The organism is Ensifer sp. ENS11 (assembly GCF_014851895.1).
Taxonomy (GTDB): Bacteria; Pseudomonadota; Alphaproteobacteria; order Rhizobiales; family Rhizobiaceae; genus Ensifer; species Ensifer canadensis.
Genome location: NZ_JACVAN010000004.1, coordinates 357,479 through 372,831 on the forward strand (window position 1 = coordinate 357,479; position 15,353 = coordinate 372,831).

At 62.6% G+C, this 15,353-nt stretch carries 17 protein-coding genes; 7 read left to right on the forward strand and 10 right to left on the reverse strand.

Going from position 1 to position 15,353, the window contains the following annotated elements:
* Nucleotides 1-61: 61 nt before the first annotated feature.
* The 5 genes from IB264_RS10935 to IB264_RS10955 all read right to left on the reverse strand — a co-directional run bounded on the left by IB264_RS10935 (nucleotide 62) and on the right by IB264_RS10955 (nucleotide 4,199).
* On the reverse strand, nucleotides 62-616 hold the full coding sequence (locus tag IB264_RS10935; protein ID WP_051509166.1) for a hypothetical protein: 555 nt from the start codon (nucleotides 614-616) through the stop codon (nucleotides 62-64).
* Nucleotides 613-1,356, reverse strand: a complete 744-nt coding sequence (locus IB264_RS10940; RefSeq protein WP_025427143.1) for a DUF2259 domain-containing protein — start codon at nucleotides 1,354-1,356, stop codon at nucleotides 613-615. The genes IB264_RS10935 and IB264_RS10940 overlap by 4 nt, the downstream gene beginning before the upstream one ends.
* On the reverse strand, nucleotides 1,356-2,030 hold the full coding sequence (gene rpe / locus IB264_RS10945; RefSeq protein WP_025427142.1) for a ribulose-phosphate 3-epimerase: 675 nt from the start codon (nucleotides 2,028-2,030) through the stop codon (nucleotides 1,356-1,358). The genes IB264_RS10940 and rpe overlap by 1 nt, the downstream gene beginning before the upstream one ends.
* Nucleotides 2,031-2,106: 76 nt before the next feature.
* The gene (locus IB264_RS10950) at nucleotides 2,107-3,114 is read right to left on the reverse strand and encodes a P1 family peptidase (protein WP_025427141.1); all 1,008 of its coding nucleotides are present in this window, start codon (nucleotides 3,112-3,114) and stop codon (nucleotides 2,107-2,109) included.
* The gene (locus IB264_RS10955) at nucleotides 3,111-4,199 is read right to left on the reverse strand and encodes a branched-chain amino acid ABC transporter substrate-binding protein (protein ID WP_025427140.1); all 1,089 of its coding nucleotides are present in this window, start codon (nucleotides 4,197-4,199) and stop codon (nucleotides 3,111-3,113) included. Before IB264_RS10955 ends, IB264_RS10950 begins: the two co-directional genes overlap by 4 nt.
* 339 nt (nucleotides 4,200-4,538) lie before the next feature.
* Here IB264_RS10955 and IB264_RS10960 point away from each other — a divergent pair, with 339 nt between their 5' ends.
* The 7 genes from IB264_RS10960 (at nucleotide 4,539) to IB264_RS10990 (ending at nucleotide 10,300) form a co-directional block, all read left to right on the forward strand.
* Nucleotides 4,539-4,988 (forward strand): flavin reductase family protein, encoded by a 450-nt coding sequence (locus IB264_RS10960; protein ID WP_081788855.1) that lies wholly within the window; start codon nucleotides 4,539-4,541, stop codon nucleotides 4,986-4,988.
* A 122-nt stretch (nucleotides 4,989-5,110) separates the two neighbouring features.
* The gene (locus IB264_RS10965; RefSeq protein ID WP_025427138.1) at nucleotides 5,111-6,040 is read left to right on the forward strand and encodes a MoxR family ATPase; all 930 of its coding nucleotides are present in this window, start codon (nucleotides 5,111-5,113) and stop codon (nucleotides 6,038-6,040) included.
* Between the two features lie 2 nt (nucleotides 6,041-6,042).
* Nucleotides 6,043-7,320, forward strand: coding sequence for a VWA domain-containing protein (locus IB264_RS10970; RefSeq protein WP_025427137.1), 1,278 nt, complete (start codon nucleotides 6,043-6,045; stop codon nucleotides 7,318-7,320).
* Between the two features lies 1 nt (nucleotide 7,321).
* Nucleotides 7,322-7,654, forward strand: a complete 333-nt coding sequence (locus tag IB264_RS10975) for an XdhC family protein (protein ID WP_025427136.1) — start codon at nucleotides 7,322-7,324, stop codon at nucleotides 7,652-7,654.
* Between the two features lie 3 nt (nucleotides 7,655-7,657).
* On the forward strand, nucleotides 7,658-8,365 hold the full coding sequence (locus IB264_RS10980) for an XdhC family protein (RefSeq protein ID WP_025427135.1): 708 nt from the start codon (nucleotides 7,658-7,660) through the stop codon (nucleotides 8,363-8,365).
* On the forward strand, nucleotides 8,362-9,978 hold the full coding sequence (locus IB264_RS10985) for an NTP transferase domain-containing protein (protein ID WP_025427134.1): 1,617 nt from the start codon (nucleotides 8,362-8,364) through the stop codon (nucleotides 9,976-9,978). The genes IB264_RS10980 and IB264_RS10985 overlap by 4 nt, the downstream gene beginning before the upstream one ends.
* Before the next feature lie 4 nt (nucleotides 9,979-9,982).
* Nucleotides 9,983-10,300 (forward strand): TfoX/Sxy family protein, encoded by a 318-nt coding sequence (locus IB264_RS10990; RefSeq protein WP_025427133.1) that lies wholly within the window; start codon nucleotides 9,983-9,985, stop codon nucleotides 10,298-10,300.
* Between the two features lie 15 nt (nucleotides 10,301-10,315).
* On the opposite strand, the gene IB264_RS10995 is transcribed toward IB264_RS10990, so the two are convergent.
* The 5 genes from IB264_RS10995 to IB264_RS11015 form a co-directional block, all read right to left on the reverse strand.
* Complete coding sequence (locus IB264_RS10995) at nucleotides 10,316-10,753, reverse strand: NUDIX domain-containing protein (protein WP_025427132.1); 438 nt, start codon at nucleotides 10,751-10,753, stop codon at nucleotides 10,316-10,318.
* Nucleotides 10,754-10,761: 8 nt separating this feature from the next.
* A complete protein-coding gene (locus tag IB264_RS11000; RefSeq protein ID WP_025427131.1) occupies nucleotides 10,762-12,273 on the reverse strand; it encodes a DEAD/DEAH box helicase in 1,512 nt (503 codons plus the stop codon).
* A gap of 198 nt (nucleotides 12,274-12,471) precedes the next feature.
* The gene (locus tag IB264_RS11005; RefSeq protein ID WP_025427130.1) at nucleotides 12,472-13,803 is read right to left on the reverse strand and encodes a M23 family metallopeptidase; all 1,332 of its coding nucleotides are present in this window, start codon (nucleotides 13,801-13,803) and stop codon (nucleotides 12,472-12,474) included.
* Nucleotides 13,804-13,891: 88 nt separating this feature from the next.
* The gene (locus IB264_RS11010) at nucleotides 13,892-14,722 is read right to left on the reverse strand and encodes a ferritin-like domain-containing protein (protein ID WP_025427129.1); all 831 of its coding nucleotides are present in this window, start codon (nucleotides 14,720-14,722) and stop codon (nucleotides 13,892-13,894) included.
* A gap of 20 nt (nucleotides 14,723-14,742) precedes the next feature.
* Nucleotides 14,743-15,210 carry a peroxiredoxin gene (locus IB264_RS11015; protein ID WP_025427128.1) on the reverse strand — a complete coding sequence of 156 codons (468 nt, stop codon included), beginning with the start codon at nucleotides 15,208-15,210 and terminating at the stop codon, nucleotides 14,743-14,745.
* Nucleotides 15,211-15,353 lie beyond the last annotated feature (143 nt).

Below are 15,353 nucleotides of genomic sequence, written 5' to 3' on the forward strand. Positions count from 1 at the left end.
AGCTTTCGTCATCAGTGGAGGATGGCTGTGCCTCTAGCAAAGATGCCCGACAAGCTCAACGTTATTGACGGCCTCGCGAACCTGCAAGCCACAGGCTGGCGGCCAGAAGTGCGGCGCCGCCAACCGGAAGATAGAGCCGAACGCCCAGCACAAGGAACTGGTAGAAGGCGACAAGCGAGGTAAAGGCGAACTGGTAGAACCAGGTCCGGGTACCGGTATTGGCATGCCAGCGGGCGTAAAAGACGCGATAGTCGAGTGCGAAGAGCATTGCCGTCACGGCGATCGTGCCGAGCGAAAGGCAGAGCAGATAGGCCGCAAACCGCGTCTCGGCAGGGCGGCCAAGCGTAGAAAACCGTGCGAGGAACAGGGCAGCTGGCCAGGCCAGCATGCCGCCCAGACCATACATCACCAGCAGTTCCACCAGGTGGAAGGTCAGGGCGCCCTCGCGCAGCCAGAGCGCGACCCAGGCGGAAGCGACCATCACCAGCCCCCAGGCTGGCGTGCCGAAGACAAGTTCCGCCGCGGACGGAAACGCCCGCAGGAATCGCGAGCGCTTGAGGGAGGGCGCGGAAGCATATGCTGATTTCACTTCCGCCCCGGCGCCCGTTTCGTTCATTTTGCGATCCGCGTCGGAACCGCAATCCATCGTCCGTCAGTCGTGCCCTCGAACCCGAGCGATTTGACGAGCACCATCACAACGTGGGTTTGCGTGCCGTCGTCATTCATGTGCGTTACCGCACCGCCGATGCGATAGCCCGTCGGGCAACGGCGGCTTTCCGGCACACGGGTATCGTCCTGCAGCACGTCGCTTGCAGGCTTGCCCGCCTTCATCGTCATCGACAGGCGGAAGCCTTTGACCTCCTTCAGGAAGTCCTTGCAGAGCCCACCTGGTTCGAAGCTCTTTTCTTCGAGCGTCAGGCCGTAGGTCTGGCGGAAGGCATCGTCGGCGGCAAAGGCATCGTAAGTGAGGGCCAATGGCGTTGCATTGGCTTCGGTAATCGGATTGTAGGCCGCCAGCAATCCCGGCGCCTCGGCAAGCCTGTAGGCGTCGATCAGCGGAGCGGCGCGCCGATGCGCCTCATGTCTCATCCGGTGCAGGGGGGCGCCATCTTCGCGACCGACTGCGCGCACCGGCGCACCCGGCAGAAAAGTGTCGTTGCGGGTATCGATGACGTAGATCGTGGAATAGGGAAAACCCGAGCCGTCCTGGACACCGTATTCCTCGAACGCAAAGACATATCCATCGGAGGAAAAGCCGATCGGCTGGAATGCGGCATAGTCACCCGCCGATGCCTGCGAGGCGACAAATGTCACCGCCAGGAGGAGGAGCCCTGGCGCTGCCGGGCGCGAGATCATCAGCGGGCCTGTTCGGCAGGCGCTCGGATCGCCTGGATGGCGGAGCGATAGGCATCGACCCAACCACCCTTGAAGATCGCCGAACCGGCGACCAGCACGTTTGCGCCGGCGCCGGCTGCAATCGCCGCCGTTTCAGGCGCAATGCCGCCGTCGACTTCGATCTCGATCGGCCGGTCGCCGATCATCGCCTTGATCCGGCGGATCTTTTCCGCGGTCGCGTCGATGAACTTCTGGCCGCCGAAGCCCGGGTTGACCGTCATCACCAGCACCAGATCGACGGTGTCGAGCACATATTCGATGGCGCTTTCGGGTGTTGCCGGGTTGAGCGAGACGCCGGCCTTCTTGCCGAGCGACCGGACAGTCTGCAGCGAGCGGTGCAGGTGCGGCCCGGCTTCGGCGTGAACCGTCAGGATATCGCAGCCGGCCTTTGCGAAGGCTTCGAGAAAGCCGTCGGCGGGCGAGATCATCAGATGGCAGTCGAAGGTCGCTTCGGTGTAGGGGCGCAGCGACTTGATCACGTCGGGCCCAAACGTGATGTTCGGGACGAAATGGCCGTCCATGACATCGAGATGGATCCAATCCGCGCCGGCATCGACGACATCGCGGACTTCCTGTCCGAGCTTCGAGAAATCGGCCGCCAGGATCGACGGGGCAATGCGGATGGGATGGGTCATGAGAAGGCTCCGGCTGTTTCCCGCGCAATAGCACTCCGCAGCCGCGCAAACAACATGCGCTGGTGCTAATCGCGCCTTAGCCGCGGCTCGACCATGACGGCAAGGGATCGTTTTCGGCAGGTGTGGCGTCGTGGACGCCGCGGGCGATCGCGCGCGCCATCGTCGCGGCGGCGGCAGCACCCAGATCGAGGAAGTCTGCGAGCTCCAGCGTCCGGCCGCTTGCGCCGGTGGCAAGGGCGAAAATGAGGTCGCCGTCGAGCGGCGTGTGCGCCGGCCATATTGCCCGCGAGAAGCCATCATGCGCGGCGATCGCCAGGCGCTTGGCCTCGGCCTTGGTCAACACCGCATCTGTGGCGATGACCGCAATCGTGGTGTTGGCGGCGGCCGACAAATTTGCGCCCATTTTCGTGCGGACCTCGGATGCATTCGCCGGCATGGGGTGGGGAAGGCCGAGCCCACCGAACTCGTCCTGTTTCTCGTGAGGGGCGGCCCAGAAGTGCCGGGTGCTGCCGACAGTCGCAGAACCCAAAGCATTGACGGCCACGAGCGCGCCGACGGTAATGCCGTTCGGCAGCACGATTGAGGCGGAGCCAAGGCCACCCTTGAAGGTCGCGGTCAAGGCGCCAGTGCCGGCGCCGACCGAGCCGGTGGCAAAATCAGCGTCAGCCTTTTGTACAGCCTCATACCCAAGTTCGCGGTAGGGCGGAAACTGCCCCCAATCCTTGTCGCCGCCATTGATCAGGTCGAACAGGATGGCGGTCGGGACGATCGGCACACGGTGCGGGCCGATCACAAACCCACGTCCCATTTCCCTCAGCGCCGCCTGCGCCCCGGAGGCGGCATCCAGCCCAAACGCTGACCCGCCGGACAGAATGATACCATCGACTGTCTGCACGGTGTTGTGCGGTTCGAGAAGATCCGTTTCGCGCGTGCCGGGCGCGCCGCCGAGCACCTGGACGGCGGCCGTTGCCGGTGGATCGCAGACGATGGCGGTCACGCCCGATTTCAAGCGATGATCTTCGGCATTGCCGACAGAAAGGCCGGCGACGTCGGTGATAAGGTTGCGTGGACCAGGCAGCATCATTGCACTCCGGCGGCGTCGGCAACCGGCACGAAGCGGCCGCTCTGCCATTGCATCAAGCGATAGGGGTTGCCGGCGCGTTCATGCCCCGCATTGAAAGCAATCGGCCCAAGAACCGTCTGGTATGGGCCTTTGAGCAGCGCCTCCGTCAACGGCTTTTCATCCTTCTCAGCCTGATCCTTGGCCTGCTCGAGAACAGACATGGCGCCGAATGCCTGGAGCACATAGCCATCGGGCTCGATGCCGGCGGCACGCATGGCCTCGGCTATGGGCTTGCCTTCGGGCGACCGCGCCGCATCGGGCAACGTCAGCGCCAGGACACCGTCGGTGAGCGGCACGGCAACGTCGGCTGCATTCAGCGTGTCACCGCCGAGCAAGGTGAGGTTCGCGCCTTCCTCCTGCGCGTCGCGCGCGATCACGGCAGTATCCTGCCGGTCGCCGCCGGTGAAAACGTGGGTGGAGCCGCTCTTGACGAGCCGTCGTACGAGATTGATCTGCTGCTCCTGGGCGGGGCGATAAGTGTCGGTAAAGACCGGGGTCAATCCGATTTCGCCGAGCGCTGCGCGCACGCTCTCGACCAGTTCGCGGCTATGGATCGTGCCGTCGTCGATCAAGGCGATCGGCTTGTCCTTCCAACGCGCGGTGATCGCAGCAACGACGGCTGCCGATTCGGCCTTGCCACTCGGCGCCAGGCGGAACAGCGGCCAATGCTTCTTGAGTACGTCTTCCATCAGGATGTCGGACCGTACGCTCAACGTCACCGCCGGTATATTGGCCTCGGCGAGGGCGGGCAGTGTCGCGTCGAGGCTCTCGACGCAGAGGAAGCCGATGGCCGCCTCTGCAGCTGCTGCCACAAGCGCCTTGGTCAGCGCTTCTGCACCGGCCGCGTCGCATGTTTCCGGGATGACGACGATTTCGCTGCCGCGATCGCCGGCCTGGAAAGAGGCGCCATCGATGATCTGTTTGCCGAGAAGGGCAAATGGCCCTTCAACGGGGGCAACGACCGCGACCTTGACGCCGGCAGCGGCGGCAGGTGCGGCTTGCGCCATTCCCGCTACGATGAGGCTCAAAACGATCGATCGAAGCATGCAATTCCCCGCTACTGCATAATTCCCAAGCTCGGATTGGTTTCAAGGAAAGATTATGCAGCGAGTCCAAAAATGCTACCGCAATCCTTGGCATGAACTCAATCACCCGCAGCGCTGTAGTGGCCGCATGTTTTAAGGATGTGGCCACCGGCGTCAAAGGAAAAGATGCGAGTGGAAACAACGGGCATCCGATCCGCGCCATGGCCATGTCGCGGATCTGAAAGAATCTCCAGCCGGCGGGTTTCATAATTTACGCCAGCGTCTATATGTGCCTGACCTCGCCCGGAGAGAGATGTGTTGGAGAGAACCCGACTGGACCCGATAAGTTATCGCGACGCCATGAGCCGCCTGGCCGGCCACGTGCAGCTCATCACCGCTGCCAATGGCGGCGAGCGCCGCGGCGTCACGGTCACTGCTTCCTGCTCGGTTTCCGACAGTCCGCCGACCGTTCTCGTTTGCCTGAACGGCGCCAACCCGCGCAACGACATCTTCGTGCGCGGCGACAGCTTTGCGCTGAACCTGCTCGGTGACGAACACCGTGCGCTCGCCCACGCCTTTTCCGGCCGTGACCAGCTCGACATGGATCGTCGCTTTGCGCTTGGCCAATGGAGGCAGCTGGCAACCGGTTCGCCGATCCTCGTCAATGCGACGGCCGCGTTCGATTGCCGGCTGATCGAGGTCAAGACCATTGCGACGCATCTGGTGCTGTTCGGCGAGGTCGTGGACGTCGCGCTTGGCCCGCCGCGCCCGCCGCTCATTTATGTAGACCGCGGATATCACTCGCTGTAGGTTTTCACGAGGCGTAATTCACTCTCTGCGCTTGATTGAGAAAACGCCTGCAACTTACTGATATAAAGGCATTACTTCAACCGAAATAGCTTACAACTGAAACTGGCCGTGGCGGAGGATGCATGACGGCACCGGCGACAGGCGTATTGCCCCAATCCATCGATGAAACGATGGCGATGCTGGAGGCACAGGATTATCTCGCCGGCACGGCGCTTGCGACCGTGCTGTTTCTCGCGTTGCGGATGAAACGCCCGCTCTTTCTCGAGGGCGAGGCCGGTGTCGGCAAGACCGAGATTGCCAAGGTGCTGGCTCGTGCCCTCGATCGGCCCTTGATCCGCCTGCAGTGCTACGAGGGGCTCGACGTCGCCTCTGCCGTCTATGAGTGGAACTACCCTGCGCAGATGCTGGAGATCCGGTTGTCGGAAGCGGCCGGAGCGGTCGACCGACGCAGGGTCGAAAGCGACATCTTCTCCGAACGATTTCTCATTCGACGCCCGGTACTTCAGGCGATTTCCGCTGAGAACGGGCGGGCGCCGGTGTTCCTGATCGACGAACTCGATCGCACGGATGAAGCCTTCGAAGCGTTCCTGCTCGAAGTCCTCTCGGATTTCCAGGTCACGATTCCTGAACTCGGCACCATCCGTGCCATTGAGCCGCCTATCGTCATCATCACCACCAATCGCACGCGCGAGATCCACGACGCCTTGAAGCGGCGCTGCCTCTATCATTGGGTCGACTATCCGAAGGCAACACAGGAACTCGAAATCATCCGCCGCAAGGTTCCGGGCTGCAACGCCGCCCTGTCGCGCGAAATCATCGCCTATGTGCAGCGGCTTCGCACCATCGATCTCTTCAAGAACCCGGGTGTCGCCGAAACGATCGACTGGGCAACGGCCCTGACCGAGCTCGACCGGCTCGCGCTCGACCCCGAAACGATCGCCGATACGCTCGGCACCTTGCTCAAATACCAGGACGACATCGCCAGGATCGACGGAGCCGAGGGGCGCAGGCTGCTCGCCGAGGTCAAGGCCGAACTGCTGGCGGCTGGTTGACGATGGAGCCGGGAGAACATCCGCCTGATGGTGCCATTCTCCCGCCGATCCTGCCCGGCGATGGAAGGCTGGCTGACAACATCGTGTACTTTGCCCGCGCCCTGCGACGCGCCGGGATAAAGATCGGACCCGGGGCGGTGGCCGACGCCATCGGCGCGGTGGCCCTGATCGGCATCGGCGCCCGCGAGGAGTTCTACGCCGCCCTTCAGTGCATCTTCGTCAAGCGCCACGAGGATCAGCCCGTGTTCGACGAGGCTTTTCGCCTGTTCTGGCGCTCGCGCGGCCTCGTCGAGAAAATGATTGCGATGATGTCTCCGCTCGCGCCGCAACGCGAGAGCGAGCGCCAGCGCCGACGGGCCGGCGAGACGCGCGTTAGCGACGCACTGATGTCCGGCCACGATGACACCCGGCCGCCACGTGACGAACCCGAGATCGAGGTCGATGCGCGCTATACGGTCTCGGGCCAGGAGCTGTTCCGCAAAGCCGATTTCGCCCAGATGACGGCTGCCGAGATCACCGAAGCGAGGCGGGCGCTATCGGCTTTGGTGCTGCCACTCGATCGGGTGCGTACGCGTCGATACCGGCCTTCGGCGCGGCAGATCCGGATCGATCCGCGCGCGACGATGCGCGATGCGATGCGCTTCGGCGGCGAACTGATCTTGCCGCGCTTTCGCGAACGGCGTCTCGTTCATCCGCCGCTGGTCGTGCTTGCCGATATTTCCGGCTCGATGAGCCAATACACCCGCATCTTTCTACACTTTCTCCATGCCTTGAGCGAAAAGCGCCAGCGCGTTCACACCTTCCTCTTCGGCACGCGGCTGACCAATGTTTCTCGACCGATGCGAAACCGCGACCCGGATGTCGCGCTCGACGAATGCCTATCCGCGGTCAAGGACTGGTCGGGTGGCACGCGCATCGGCGAAACTTTGCATGAGTTCAACCGACGCTGGTCGCGACGCGTCCTGGGGCAGGGCGCCATCGTGCTCTTGATTACTGACGGGCTCGAGCGGGACGATACGACAGAGCTTGAGCAGGAGATCGATCGTCTGCATCGATCCTGCCGTCGGTTGATCTGGCTTAATCCGCTGTTGCGGTTCGACGGCTTCGAGGCGCGGGCGCGCGGCGTCAAGGCGATGCTGCCGCATGTTGACGAATTCCGTGCCGTGCACAATCTTGAGTCCGTGGGCGAGCTAGTCAGATCGCTGTCGGGTCAAAGGTCCGGAGAGGCCGACCCTCGACGGTTCATGAGCGAGCATCGCGCCGTGCTGGGAGGCAAGTAAAATGCAGATATCAGCTGACGTCCTCGATCCGCTCGCAGTCGCCGAGGCCTGGGTCGGCGAGGGCCGCCGGGTGGCGATCGCAACGGTGATCGAAACCTGGGGGTCTGCGCCGCGGCCGGTCGGCAGTCATCTGGTGATTGACGGTGCCGGCAATTTCGAAGGTTCCGTTTCCGGCGGATGCGTCGAAGGTGCTGTCATCAGCGAAGCCGCTGATATTCTTGAGACGGGAAATCCGAGGATCCTGGAATTCGGCGTTGCCGACGAGACGGCATGGCGTGTCGGTCTTTCCTGTGGCGGCCGGATCCGGGTGCTTGTCGAGCGGGTTGACGGCTGAGCCATGGACCTCACAACCCTTCAGGCATTGAATGCAGCCCGGACGGGGCGGCAAGCGGCTGTCGTCTTCAGCGATCTCGAGACCGGCCAAAGCGTGCTCTGCGTCGAAGGCGAGCGCTGTCCGGCCGAATGGACCGAGGCGATGTCGGCAGCACTTCGCTCCGGCAAGCCCGGAATGATCGTCGTAGGTGAGCGGTCCTTTTTCCTCAATGTCTACCTGCCGCCACCGCGCATCCTGGTTGTCGGCGCCGTCCATATCTCCCAGGCGCTCGCGCGCATGGCGCCCATAGCAGGCTTCGACCTTACTATCATCGATCCACGCACGGCCTTTGCGACGGCCGAGCGCTTTGCTGGCGTAGAGCTGATAGCGGAGTGGCCCGAAGATGTTCTCAACGTCCGGCCGCTTGATCAGTTCACGGCCATGGTCGCCCTCACGCATGATCCGAAGATCGATGACGAACCGATCCGGGCGGCCCTTAGTGCCGGCTGTTTCTATGTCGGTGCGCTTGGCAGCAGAAAGACCCATGCAGGCCGCGCCGAACGCCTGCGTCGCCTGGGGCTCACCGACGATGCGATCGCGCGGATCAGGGCGCCAATCGGCCTTGACATCGGCGCGGCGAGCCCAGCGGAGATCGCCGTTGCTATCCTTGCCGAAATCATCGAAGCGCTCAGGCGCCGGGACATCATGTCCGGCAGCGAGGAACATCGATGAGATTTGGGAGCCTCAGTGTTTCAGCGGCCGAAGGCACCGTGCTTGCGCACGCGGTCAAGATTGGCAATCTTCGATTGCCGAAGGGGCACGTCCTGACCTCAGCCGATATTGCTGCATTGGTTCAGGCGGGCACCGACGAAGTTATCGTCGCCCAGCCGGATCGGGGTGATCTGCTGGAGGATGAAGCGGCGGCCCGGATCGCTGCGGCGATCGCGCCCGACCATCTGCGGTTCTCGGCAGCGGCAACCGGCCGCGTAAACATCTATTCCCGCGTACACGGACTGTTCGTCGCCACCCGCGGGACCGTCGACGAGTTGAACCGCATCGACCCGGCCATCACGCTCGCCTGCCTTGCGGACCATGTGCCGGTGCAGCCCGGCGACATGGTGGCGACGATCAAGATCATCCCGCTTGCAGTGGCAGGCTCGCTCGTGGCGAAGGCGGAAACGCTGCTACGCCAACACACAACCTTCGAGGTCAAACCCTTCGCCCCGCGCGACGCGGCACTAATAGCAACCGAGTTGCCATCGCTGAAACGCCAGGTCATGGATAAGACCCATGCCGTGCTGGCTGCGCGGCTGCGGCAATCCGCAAGCCGGCTAACGACCGAGCGGCGCGTCGCCCATACGGAAGACGCCGTGGCTGCAGCCATCGGCGATTTGAAGGCCGACCACGACCTCATCGTTGTCTTCGGCGCGTCGGCGGTTGCCGATTCGGATGATGTCATTCCGGCCGCCATCCGCCGTGCGGGCGGCACTGTCGACCATGTCGGGATGCCTGTTGATCCCGGCAATCTCATCGTGCTCGGCCGCGTCGGCACGGTGCCGGTGGTCGGAGCGCCCGGCTGTGCGCGGAGCCCGCGTGAAAACGGCTTCGATTGGGTGCTTGATCGCATCCTCGCCGGCGAATGGCCAAGCCCGCATGACATTACCGGGCTCGGCGTCGGCGGCCTGCTGAAGGAGATACCCACCCGCCCGCAGCCGCGAGAGCCCGTTGCCTCCAAAGCTCTGGGCCCGGTGGAAACCGTCGTGCTGGCAGCGGGTCGTGCAAGCCGCATGGGGCCGGAGGGCGGCCACAAGCTGCTCGCGACCTTCGATGGCGTCCCGCTCATCCGTCGCACCGTCGTCAGCGCGCTTGCAGCCGATATCGGCCGGGTGATCGTTGTCACCGGCCATCGGGAGGCCGAAATCCGCGCGGCACTCGGCGATTTGCCGGTGACGCTCGTTTCCAATCCCGATTACATGTCCGGTATGGCATCGTCGCTGACATCAGGGCTTTCGGCACTCGATCAAGGAGCGGGCGGCATGCTGGTGATGCTCGCCGACATGCCCGGGATAACGGCAGGCGATCTGCGCCGGCTCGTCGATACATTTACCGCTGAAGGCGGGCGGGCAGTGATTCGAGCAACGGCCGATGGCCAGCGCGGCAACCCGGTTATCCTGCCGCGCCAGACATTTGCTGCCATCAGCCAGCTGGTTGGCGATGTCGGCGCAAGGCATATCGTCGAGAGATGTGGACTGTCGGTGGTCGACGTCGAGCTTGGAGCAGCTGCGCGTCTCGACCTCGACACACCGGAGCAGATCATCGCTGCCGGCGGCATATTGGAGGAGTGACAGCATGGACAATGCGGCAATCGAAGAGATGTTCGAAACGCTTGGGGCGGTGACCATCAAACGCATGTTCGGCGGCAAGGGCGTCTATTTCGAAGGCATCATCTTCGCGCTTGAAGTCGATGGCGAAATATTGCTGAAGGGCGACGACAGGACAGGCCCGACCTTCGAAGCGGCCGGATCCAGACAATGGGCCTATGACGGCAAGGGGAAAACGGTGAAGATGCCCTATTGGAGCATCCCGGAAGAAGCGTACGACGATCCGGACGAAATGGCGCGGTGGGTCAGGCTTGCCTATGAGGCGTCGCTGCGGGCCAAAAAATAGAATCGACGACGGAGTTTAATTGGCGTCAACCAGCGCCTTCGTCTGCACGCGAATGGCACGGACGGCGTCGGCGGCAAACCGCGAAAGCGGCTGGGGCAGGGCATCGAGATCGTACCAGCCGATGTCGGAAAGCTTGTCCGGTTCGGTCAGTTGCGGTTCGCCCGAAAAGTCGTCGGTCACGTAGATCATCGAGATCCAGTGCTGACGATCTGCTTCGATCAGTTGTTCGCTGAGGCAGAGAAAGCGGGTCGAGCGGATAGACAGGCCGCTTTCCTCTTCCGCCTCACGGCGCGCAGCAAGCTCGCTGCGCTCCATGTGATCGACCTTGCCGCCCACGATATTCCAGTGGCCGGCCTCGGGCGCCTTCAAACGCTTGCACAACAACAGCTTGCCATCGCGCATGATCGCTAGTCCGCAACCGAAGCCCGGAAAGTCGATGCCTGGCCGACCCATTGATAGGATCAGGCCTTGCCGGCGATCAGCATGAATGCGGGGATTTCGTCGCCGAAACCGACAGGTGTCGGGCCGTCGTCGTGATCGCGACGGTGGCGGCTGCGGCGATCGCGGTTGTCGTCATTGGCAGGGTTTGCCGCGCGGACCGGACGTTCCGGACGGTGGCCGTTGCTCTGCTTCGTCTCTGCGTTGCGTGCCGGTTTCACCGATTCTACCCTTTCCACGACTGCTTCAATTTCGGCCTCACTATCGGCACGAACCGTATCGGTTTTGTGATCGGAACGGCCACGTGGCGCCCGGTCCCCATCTTTTTTATTACGGTCCCTGCGACCGTCACGACCGCGTTCACGGCGACCGGTGTCGTGGCTTTCCATCGGCTCGGGAAGGTTCGACAGATCACCGTTCAGCCACTCGACCTTCTGGCCGATCAGCTTCTCGATGGCGTCGGAGAACTTCGTGTCGCGCTTGGTCACCAGCGTGAAGGACGCGCCGGAGCGGCCAGCACGGCCGGTACGGCCGATGCGGTGAACATAGTCTTCCGCATGGATCGGCACGTCGAAATTGAAGACATGGCTGACATCGGGGATGTCGAGGCCGCGGGCAGCAACATCGGATGCGACCAGCAATGTGATGTTGTTGTCCTTGAAGCCGGCAAGCATGGCCATGCGCGAGCGCTGGTCCATGTCGCCATGCAGAGCACCAACCGAGAAGCCATGACGCTCGAGCGACCGGAAGAGGTCGGCGACATCCTTCTTGCGATTGCAAAAGATGATGGCGTTCTTCAGCTCGTCCTGGGCGCGGATCAGATCGCGCAGCACGGCGCGCTTCTCGTAATCCTTCGCGTGCGTCGCGACGAAGCGCTGCGTCACCGTCTGTGCCGTCGATGCCGGACGGGCAACTTCGACCCGTTCCGGGTTCTGCAGGAAGCGGTCGGCAAGCTTCTGGATCTCCGGCGGCATGGTTGCCGAGAAGAACAGCGTCTGGCGCGTGAACGGGATCATCTTGGCGATGCGCTCGATATCAGGAATGAAGCCCATGTCGAGCATGCGGTCAGCTTCGTCGATGACCAGGATTTCGACGCCGCTCATCAAAAGCTTGCCACGCTCGAAATGGTCGAGCAGGCGGCCGGGCGTGCAGATCAGCACATCGGCGCCGCGCTCCAGCTTGCGGTCCTGTTCGTCGAACGAGACGCCGCCGATCAGAAGTGCGATGTTGAGCTTGTGGTTCTTGCCGTACTTGTCGAAGTTCTCTGCAACCTGGGCCGCCAGTTCGCGCGTCGGCTCCAGAATCAGCGTGCGCGGCATGCGCGCACGTGCACGACCCTTTTCGAGCAGGGTCAGCATCGGCAACACGAAGGATGCCGTCTTGCCTGTTCCCGTCTGCGCGATGCCGAGGATATCACGGCGCTGCAGTGCCGGGGGAATGGCACCAGCCTGGATCGGGGTCGGGATTGTGTAGCCCGCATCGGTAACTGCGGAGAGAACTTTTTGGCTAAGGCCAAGGTCAGCAAAATTGGTCAAAGGGAAATCTGTTTCCGTTCCGGTTCGGGAAGAACACTGCTCGATCGGTGGAAAACACACCACCGCGTGGCCGGGCTCTTAAGCCGAATGCCGTCGAAAGTCAAGAAATCCAGCACGTTGAAGCTGGAAAAGGTTGATGGCAACGAATCTGTTGCGTTTCTTGTCAAGTAGCACGGGCCGAGCGGGTCGGCATGATGCTCATTTCATGTAGCTCGCGAGCTTGCTACTGGCGTTGAGAAACCGCATGGGGTCGACTGCCTGACCGTTCAGCCTGACCTCATAGTGCAGGTGCGGGCCTGTCGAACGACCGGTGTTGCCGGACTTGGCAACGACATCACCGGCCTTGATCCGGTCGCCGACCTTGACGAGCACCGTCGAGAGATGGGCATAGCGACTGGAAACGCCATTGCCATGATCGATCTCGACCATGTTTCCATAGCCACCCGTCAGCCCGGCAGTCGTCACGGTGCCCGGAGCCGTCGCGCGGATGCGGGTGCCGACGGTGGCGCGAAAGTCTATGCCCGCATGCAGCGCCAACCGCCCGAGAAAGGGATCGAGCCTGTTGCCGAAGTCGCTGGTGATATCACTTGCGGGCGACGGGTTGCCGAATGGCAACTCCCGGACCTGTGCGCGCGTCCGCTCGAGCTCGACAAGCGCCGAGTCAAGCGCGGCAAGCGATCGACCGAAGCCGTCGTCATTGACGGGCTCTACGAAAGGTCCGCCGATCGCGCTATCTATGGAACCGGTGGTTTCATCTGAGGGCGGCAATTCGGCGACGTCATTTTCTGGTAGGGCAACACCTGTGCGACCGACGATCTTGCGGATCGCCTCGGACGTTTTGGCGGCTCCGTCGGTCAGTTGCTCAAGCCGCAACATCTGGTCGCGCTCAACATCCTTCAGCGAGAGCGTCACTTTCGAAAAAAGCCGATCGGCGCGATCGGAGGTGCTTTCAACCGTGGCAGGCCGGGCATAGGCGAGGGCCGCAACTCGGGCGGGCGCGGCACCCTGTGTGCCGCTCAGCCCCATCAGTTTTTCGATTGCCTGCACACCGCCCGTGGCATCGGCACGTTCTTCGTAGGCGAGAGGTTCGACCGGTGCAGGTTGGGTGAAATCGGTCGACAGACCAGAATTTTCAGCCCGTTCGATCAGCGCGCCGAGTTTGCCGTTTCGAGAAGAAAGCGCCTGCTGCTGCTGAAGCAGCTTTTCGACTTTCTCTTCGACCACCTGTTGATCGAGTAACTGCCGGCTCGTAACGCGATCGACCTGCGCTCGCAACGCGGTGATTCGATCTTCGTATTCGTGCTGCATGCGCGCTTGGCGGGCGATCGTGCCACCGATGAGGTCGTCGCGAAGAACAAGGTAGGATGTGGCGGCGAGGTAACCGATGCTGAACACACCGGCTGCAGAAACGGCAAGGGCCGCCATCCAAGGACGCACGGTCATGTGACGAACCTTGTCGCCGCTCGCCAGGATCAGGACGTGATTCTGCGCGCGATTTCCGAAGGTGCGATTTGCCGAACGTTCAGACACTCCACCGCTCCCGCCATGTGCGAATTGTCTCGCATTGCTTGACGGGCATTACACTTCGTTAGGGTTAATATTTGGTTGAGTGCTCGCGCTACGAGAGGTTGGTGGAAGCCGTCATCGAGCGATAGAACGATGGCGTCAACCCGGCTTCGGCGCGGGCGATATCGTTGAATGGCGCCTTGAGGGGACCTCGAAAATTGGCGCGAACGAGCTGCTGGAAAGTCGCTGCCGGATCTTTCCGCTCCCGCGCGCACAGGAAACGAAACCATTTGGCACCGACGGCCACATGGCCTTTCTCGTCTTCGTAGATGACGTCGAGTACCGCGGCAGTCTCGAAGTCTCCGGTCTCGCGCATGCGCGCCTGCAGCGCCGGCGTCACGTCGAGCCCGCGCGCCTCGAGGATAAGCGGGACGACGGCCAGCCTGGCGGTCAGATCGTTGCGGGTGTCGTGCGCCGCCTGCCAGAGCCCGTCATGCGCGGGCAGGTCGCCATAGTCGGCGCCAAGGTCGTTCAGGCGCTGCCGAACCATGCGGAAATGCTTGGCCTCCTCGAATGCAACCTTCATCCAGCCGTCGAAAAACGAATTCGGCACCGATTCGGACGCAAAGCGGGCGACGATATCGAGCGCGAGATCGACGGCGTTGAGTTCGATATGGGCGATCGAATGCAAGAGCGCGATCCGGCCCTTGAGCGAGCCGAGCGAGCGCTTCTTCACCTGCGTGGGTGGCGTCAGAACAGGCCTTTCCGGCCGACCCGGACGCAGAGGAACGGGGCGATCCAGCGGCGAACGCAGCGACAGCGCACGGCGCTGCCAGCGCCGTGCCGTTTCCTGGGCCAGTTCCGTCTTGACGGTCAGGTCGGCAGCACTGATCGCCTCAACGGCAGCGCCGCGTAGACTGTGAAAGTTGGGAAGCGTCTTCATTGCGGCCTCGTCGTTTTGACTTAGAGCGCCTTGGCGGCCTCGAGCACTTCATTGGCGTGGCCATTGACCTTGACCTTCTCCCAAACGCGCGCAATCCGGCCGTCGGCGGCAATCAGGAAGGTGGTGCGTTCGACGCCCATATATTTGCGCCCGTAGAGGCTCTTTTCCACCCATAGACCATAGGCGTTGACGACGGATCTTTCCTCGTCGGCAGCAAGCGTGACTGCCAGATCATATTTCTTCGCAAAGCGATCGTGACGTTTCACCGAATCGGGCGAGAGCCCGATCAACTCAACGCCTGCAGCGGCAAACTCGGAGGCGAGTTCGGTGAAGGAAATCGCTTCCAAGGTGCAACTTTTCGTGTCGTCCTTGGGGTAGAAGAACAAGACGACCGGACGCCCGCGCAAGGCAGAAAGCGAAATCGTGCCGCCGCCGTCACGGGGAAGCGTGAAGTCGGGAGCGAGATCTCCGGGGGTGAGGCTTGCCATGAATAAACCTTCCTTGCGCCAAGTTTTGTGAACAATCGCCGGCTAGGGCATATCGAGAATCGGCGACCGCAGTCCAGCGGATTTGTGCTAGATTTGACAGGTTCCGGACGGGTTGCGTCGATAGGACCCTTTGCCCGGCATTC

Excerpts from the sequence above, each read along its gene's own strand:
- IB264_RS10935 (WP_051509166.1), bottom strand. The coding sequence starts at position 616 with ATGAACGAAACGGGCGCCGGGGCGGAAGTGAAATCAGCATATGCTTCC.
- IB264_RS10940 (WP_025427143.1), bottom strand. The coding sequence starts at position 1,356 with ATGATCTCGCGCCCGGCAGCGCCAGGGCTCCTCCTCCTGGCGGTGACA.
- rpe (WP_025427142.1), bottom strand. The coding sequence starts at position 2,030 with ATGACCCATCCCATCCGCATTGCCCCGTCGATCCTGGCGGCCGATTTC.
- IB264_RS10950 (WP_025427141.1), bottom strand. The coding sequence starts at position 3,114 with ATGATGCTGCCTGGTCCACGCAACCTTATCACCGACGTCGCCGGCCTT.
- IB264_RS10955 (WP_025427140.1), bottom strand. The coding sequence starts at position 4,199 with ATGCTTCGATCGATCGTTTTGAGCCTCATCGTAGCGGGAATGGCGCAA.
- IB264_RS10960 (WP_081788855.1), top strand. The coding sequence starts at position 4,539 with ATGAGCCGCCTGGCCGGCCACGTGCAGCTCATCACCGCTGCCAATGGC.
- IB264_RS10965 (WP_025427138.1), top strand. The coding sequence starts at position 5,111 with ATGACGGCACCGGCGACAGGCGTATTGCCCCAATCCATCGATGAAACG.
- IB264_RS10970 (WP_025427137.1), top strand. The coding sequence starts at position 6,043 with ATGGAGCCGGGAGAACATCCGCCTGATGGTGCCATTCTCCCGCCGATC.
- IB264_RS10975 (WP_025427136.1), top strand. The coding sequence starts at position 7,322 with ATGCAGATATCAGCTGACGTCCTCGATCCGCTCGCAGTCGCCGAGGCC.
- IB264_RS10980 (WP_025427135.1), top strand. The coding sequence starts at position 7,658 with ATGGACCTCACAACCCTTCAGGCATTGAATGCAGCCCGGACGGGGCGG.
- IB264_RS10985 (WP_025427134.1), top strand. The coding sequence starts at position 8,362 with ATGAGATTTGGGAGCCTCAGTGTTTCAGCGGCCGAAGGCACCGTGCTT.
- IB264_RS10990 (WP_025427133.1), top strand. The coding sequence starts at position 9,983 with ATGGACAATGCGGCAATCGAAGAGATGTTCGAAACGCTTGGGGCGGTG.
- IB264_RS10995 (WP_025427132.1), bottom strand. The coding sequence starts at position 10,753 with ATGGGTCGGCCAGGCATCGACTTTCCGGGCTTCGGTTGCGGACTAGCG.
- IB264_RS11010 (WP_025427129.1), bottom strand. The coding sequence starts at position 14,722 with ATGAAGACGCTTCCCAACTTTCACAGTCTACGCGGCGCTGCCGTTGAG.
- IB264_RS11015 (WP_025427128.1), bottom strand. The coding sequence starts at position 15,210 with ATGGCAAGCCTCACCCCCGGAGATCTCGCTCCCGACTTCACGCTTCCC.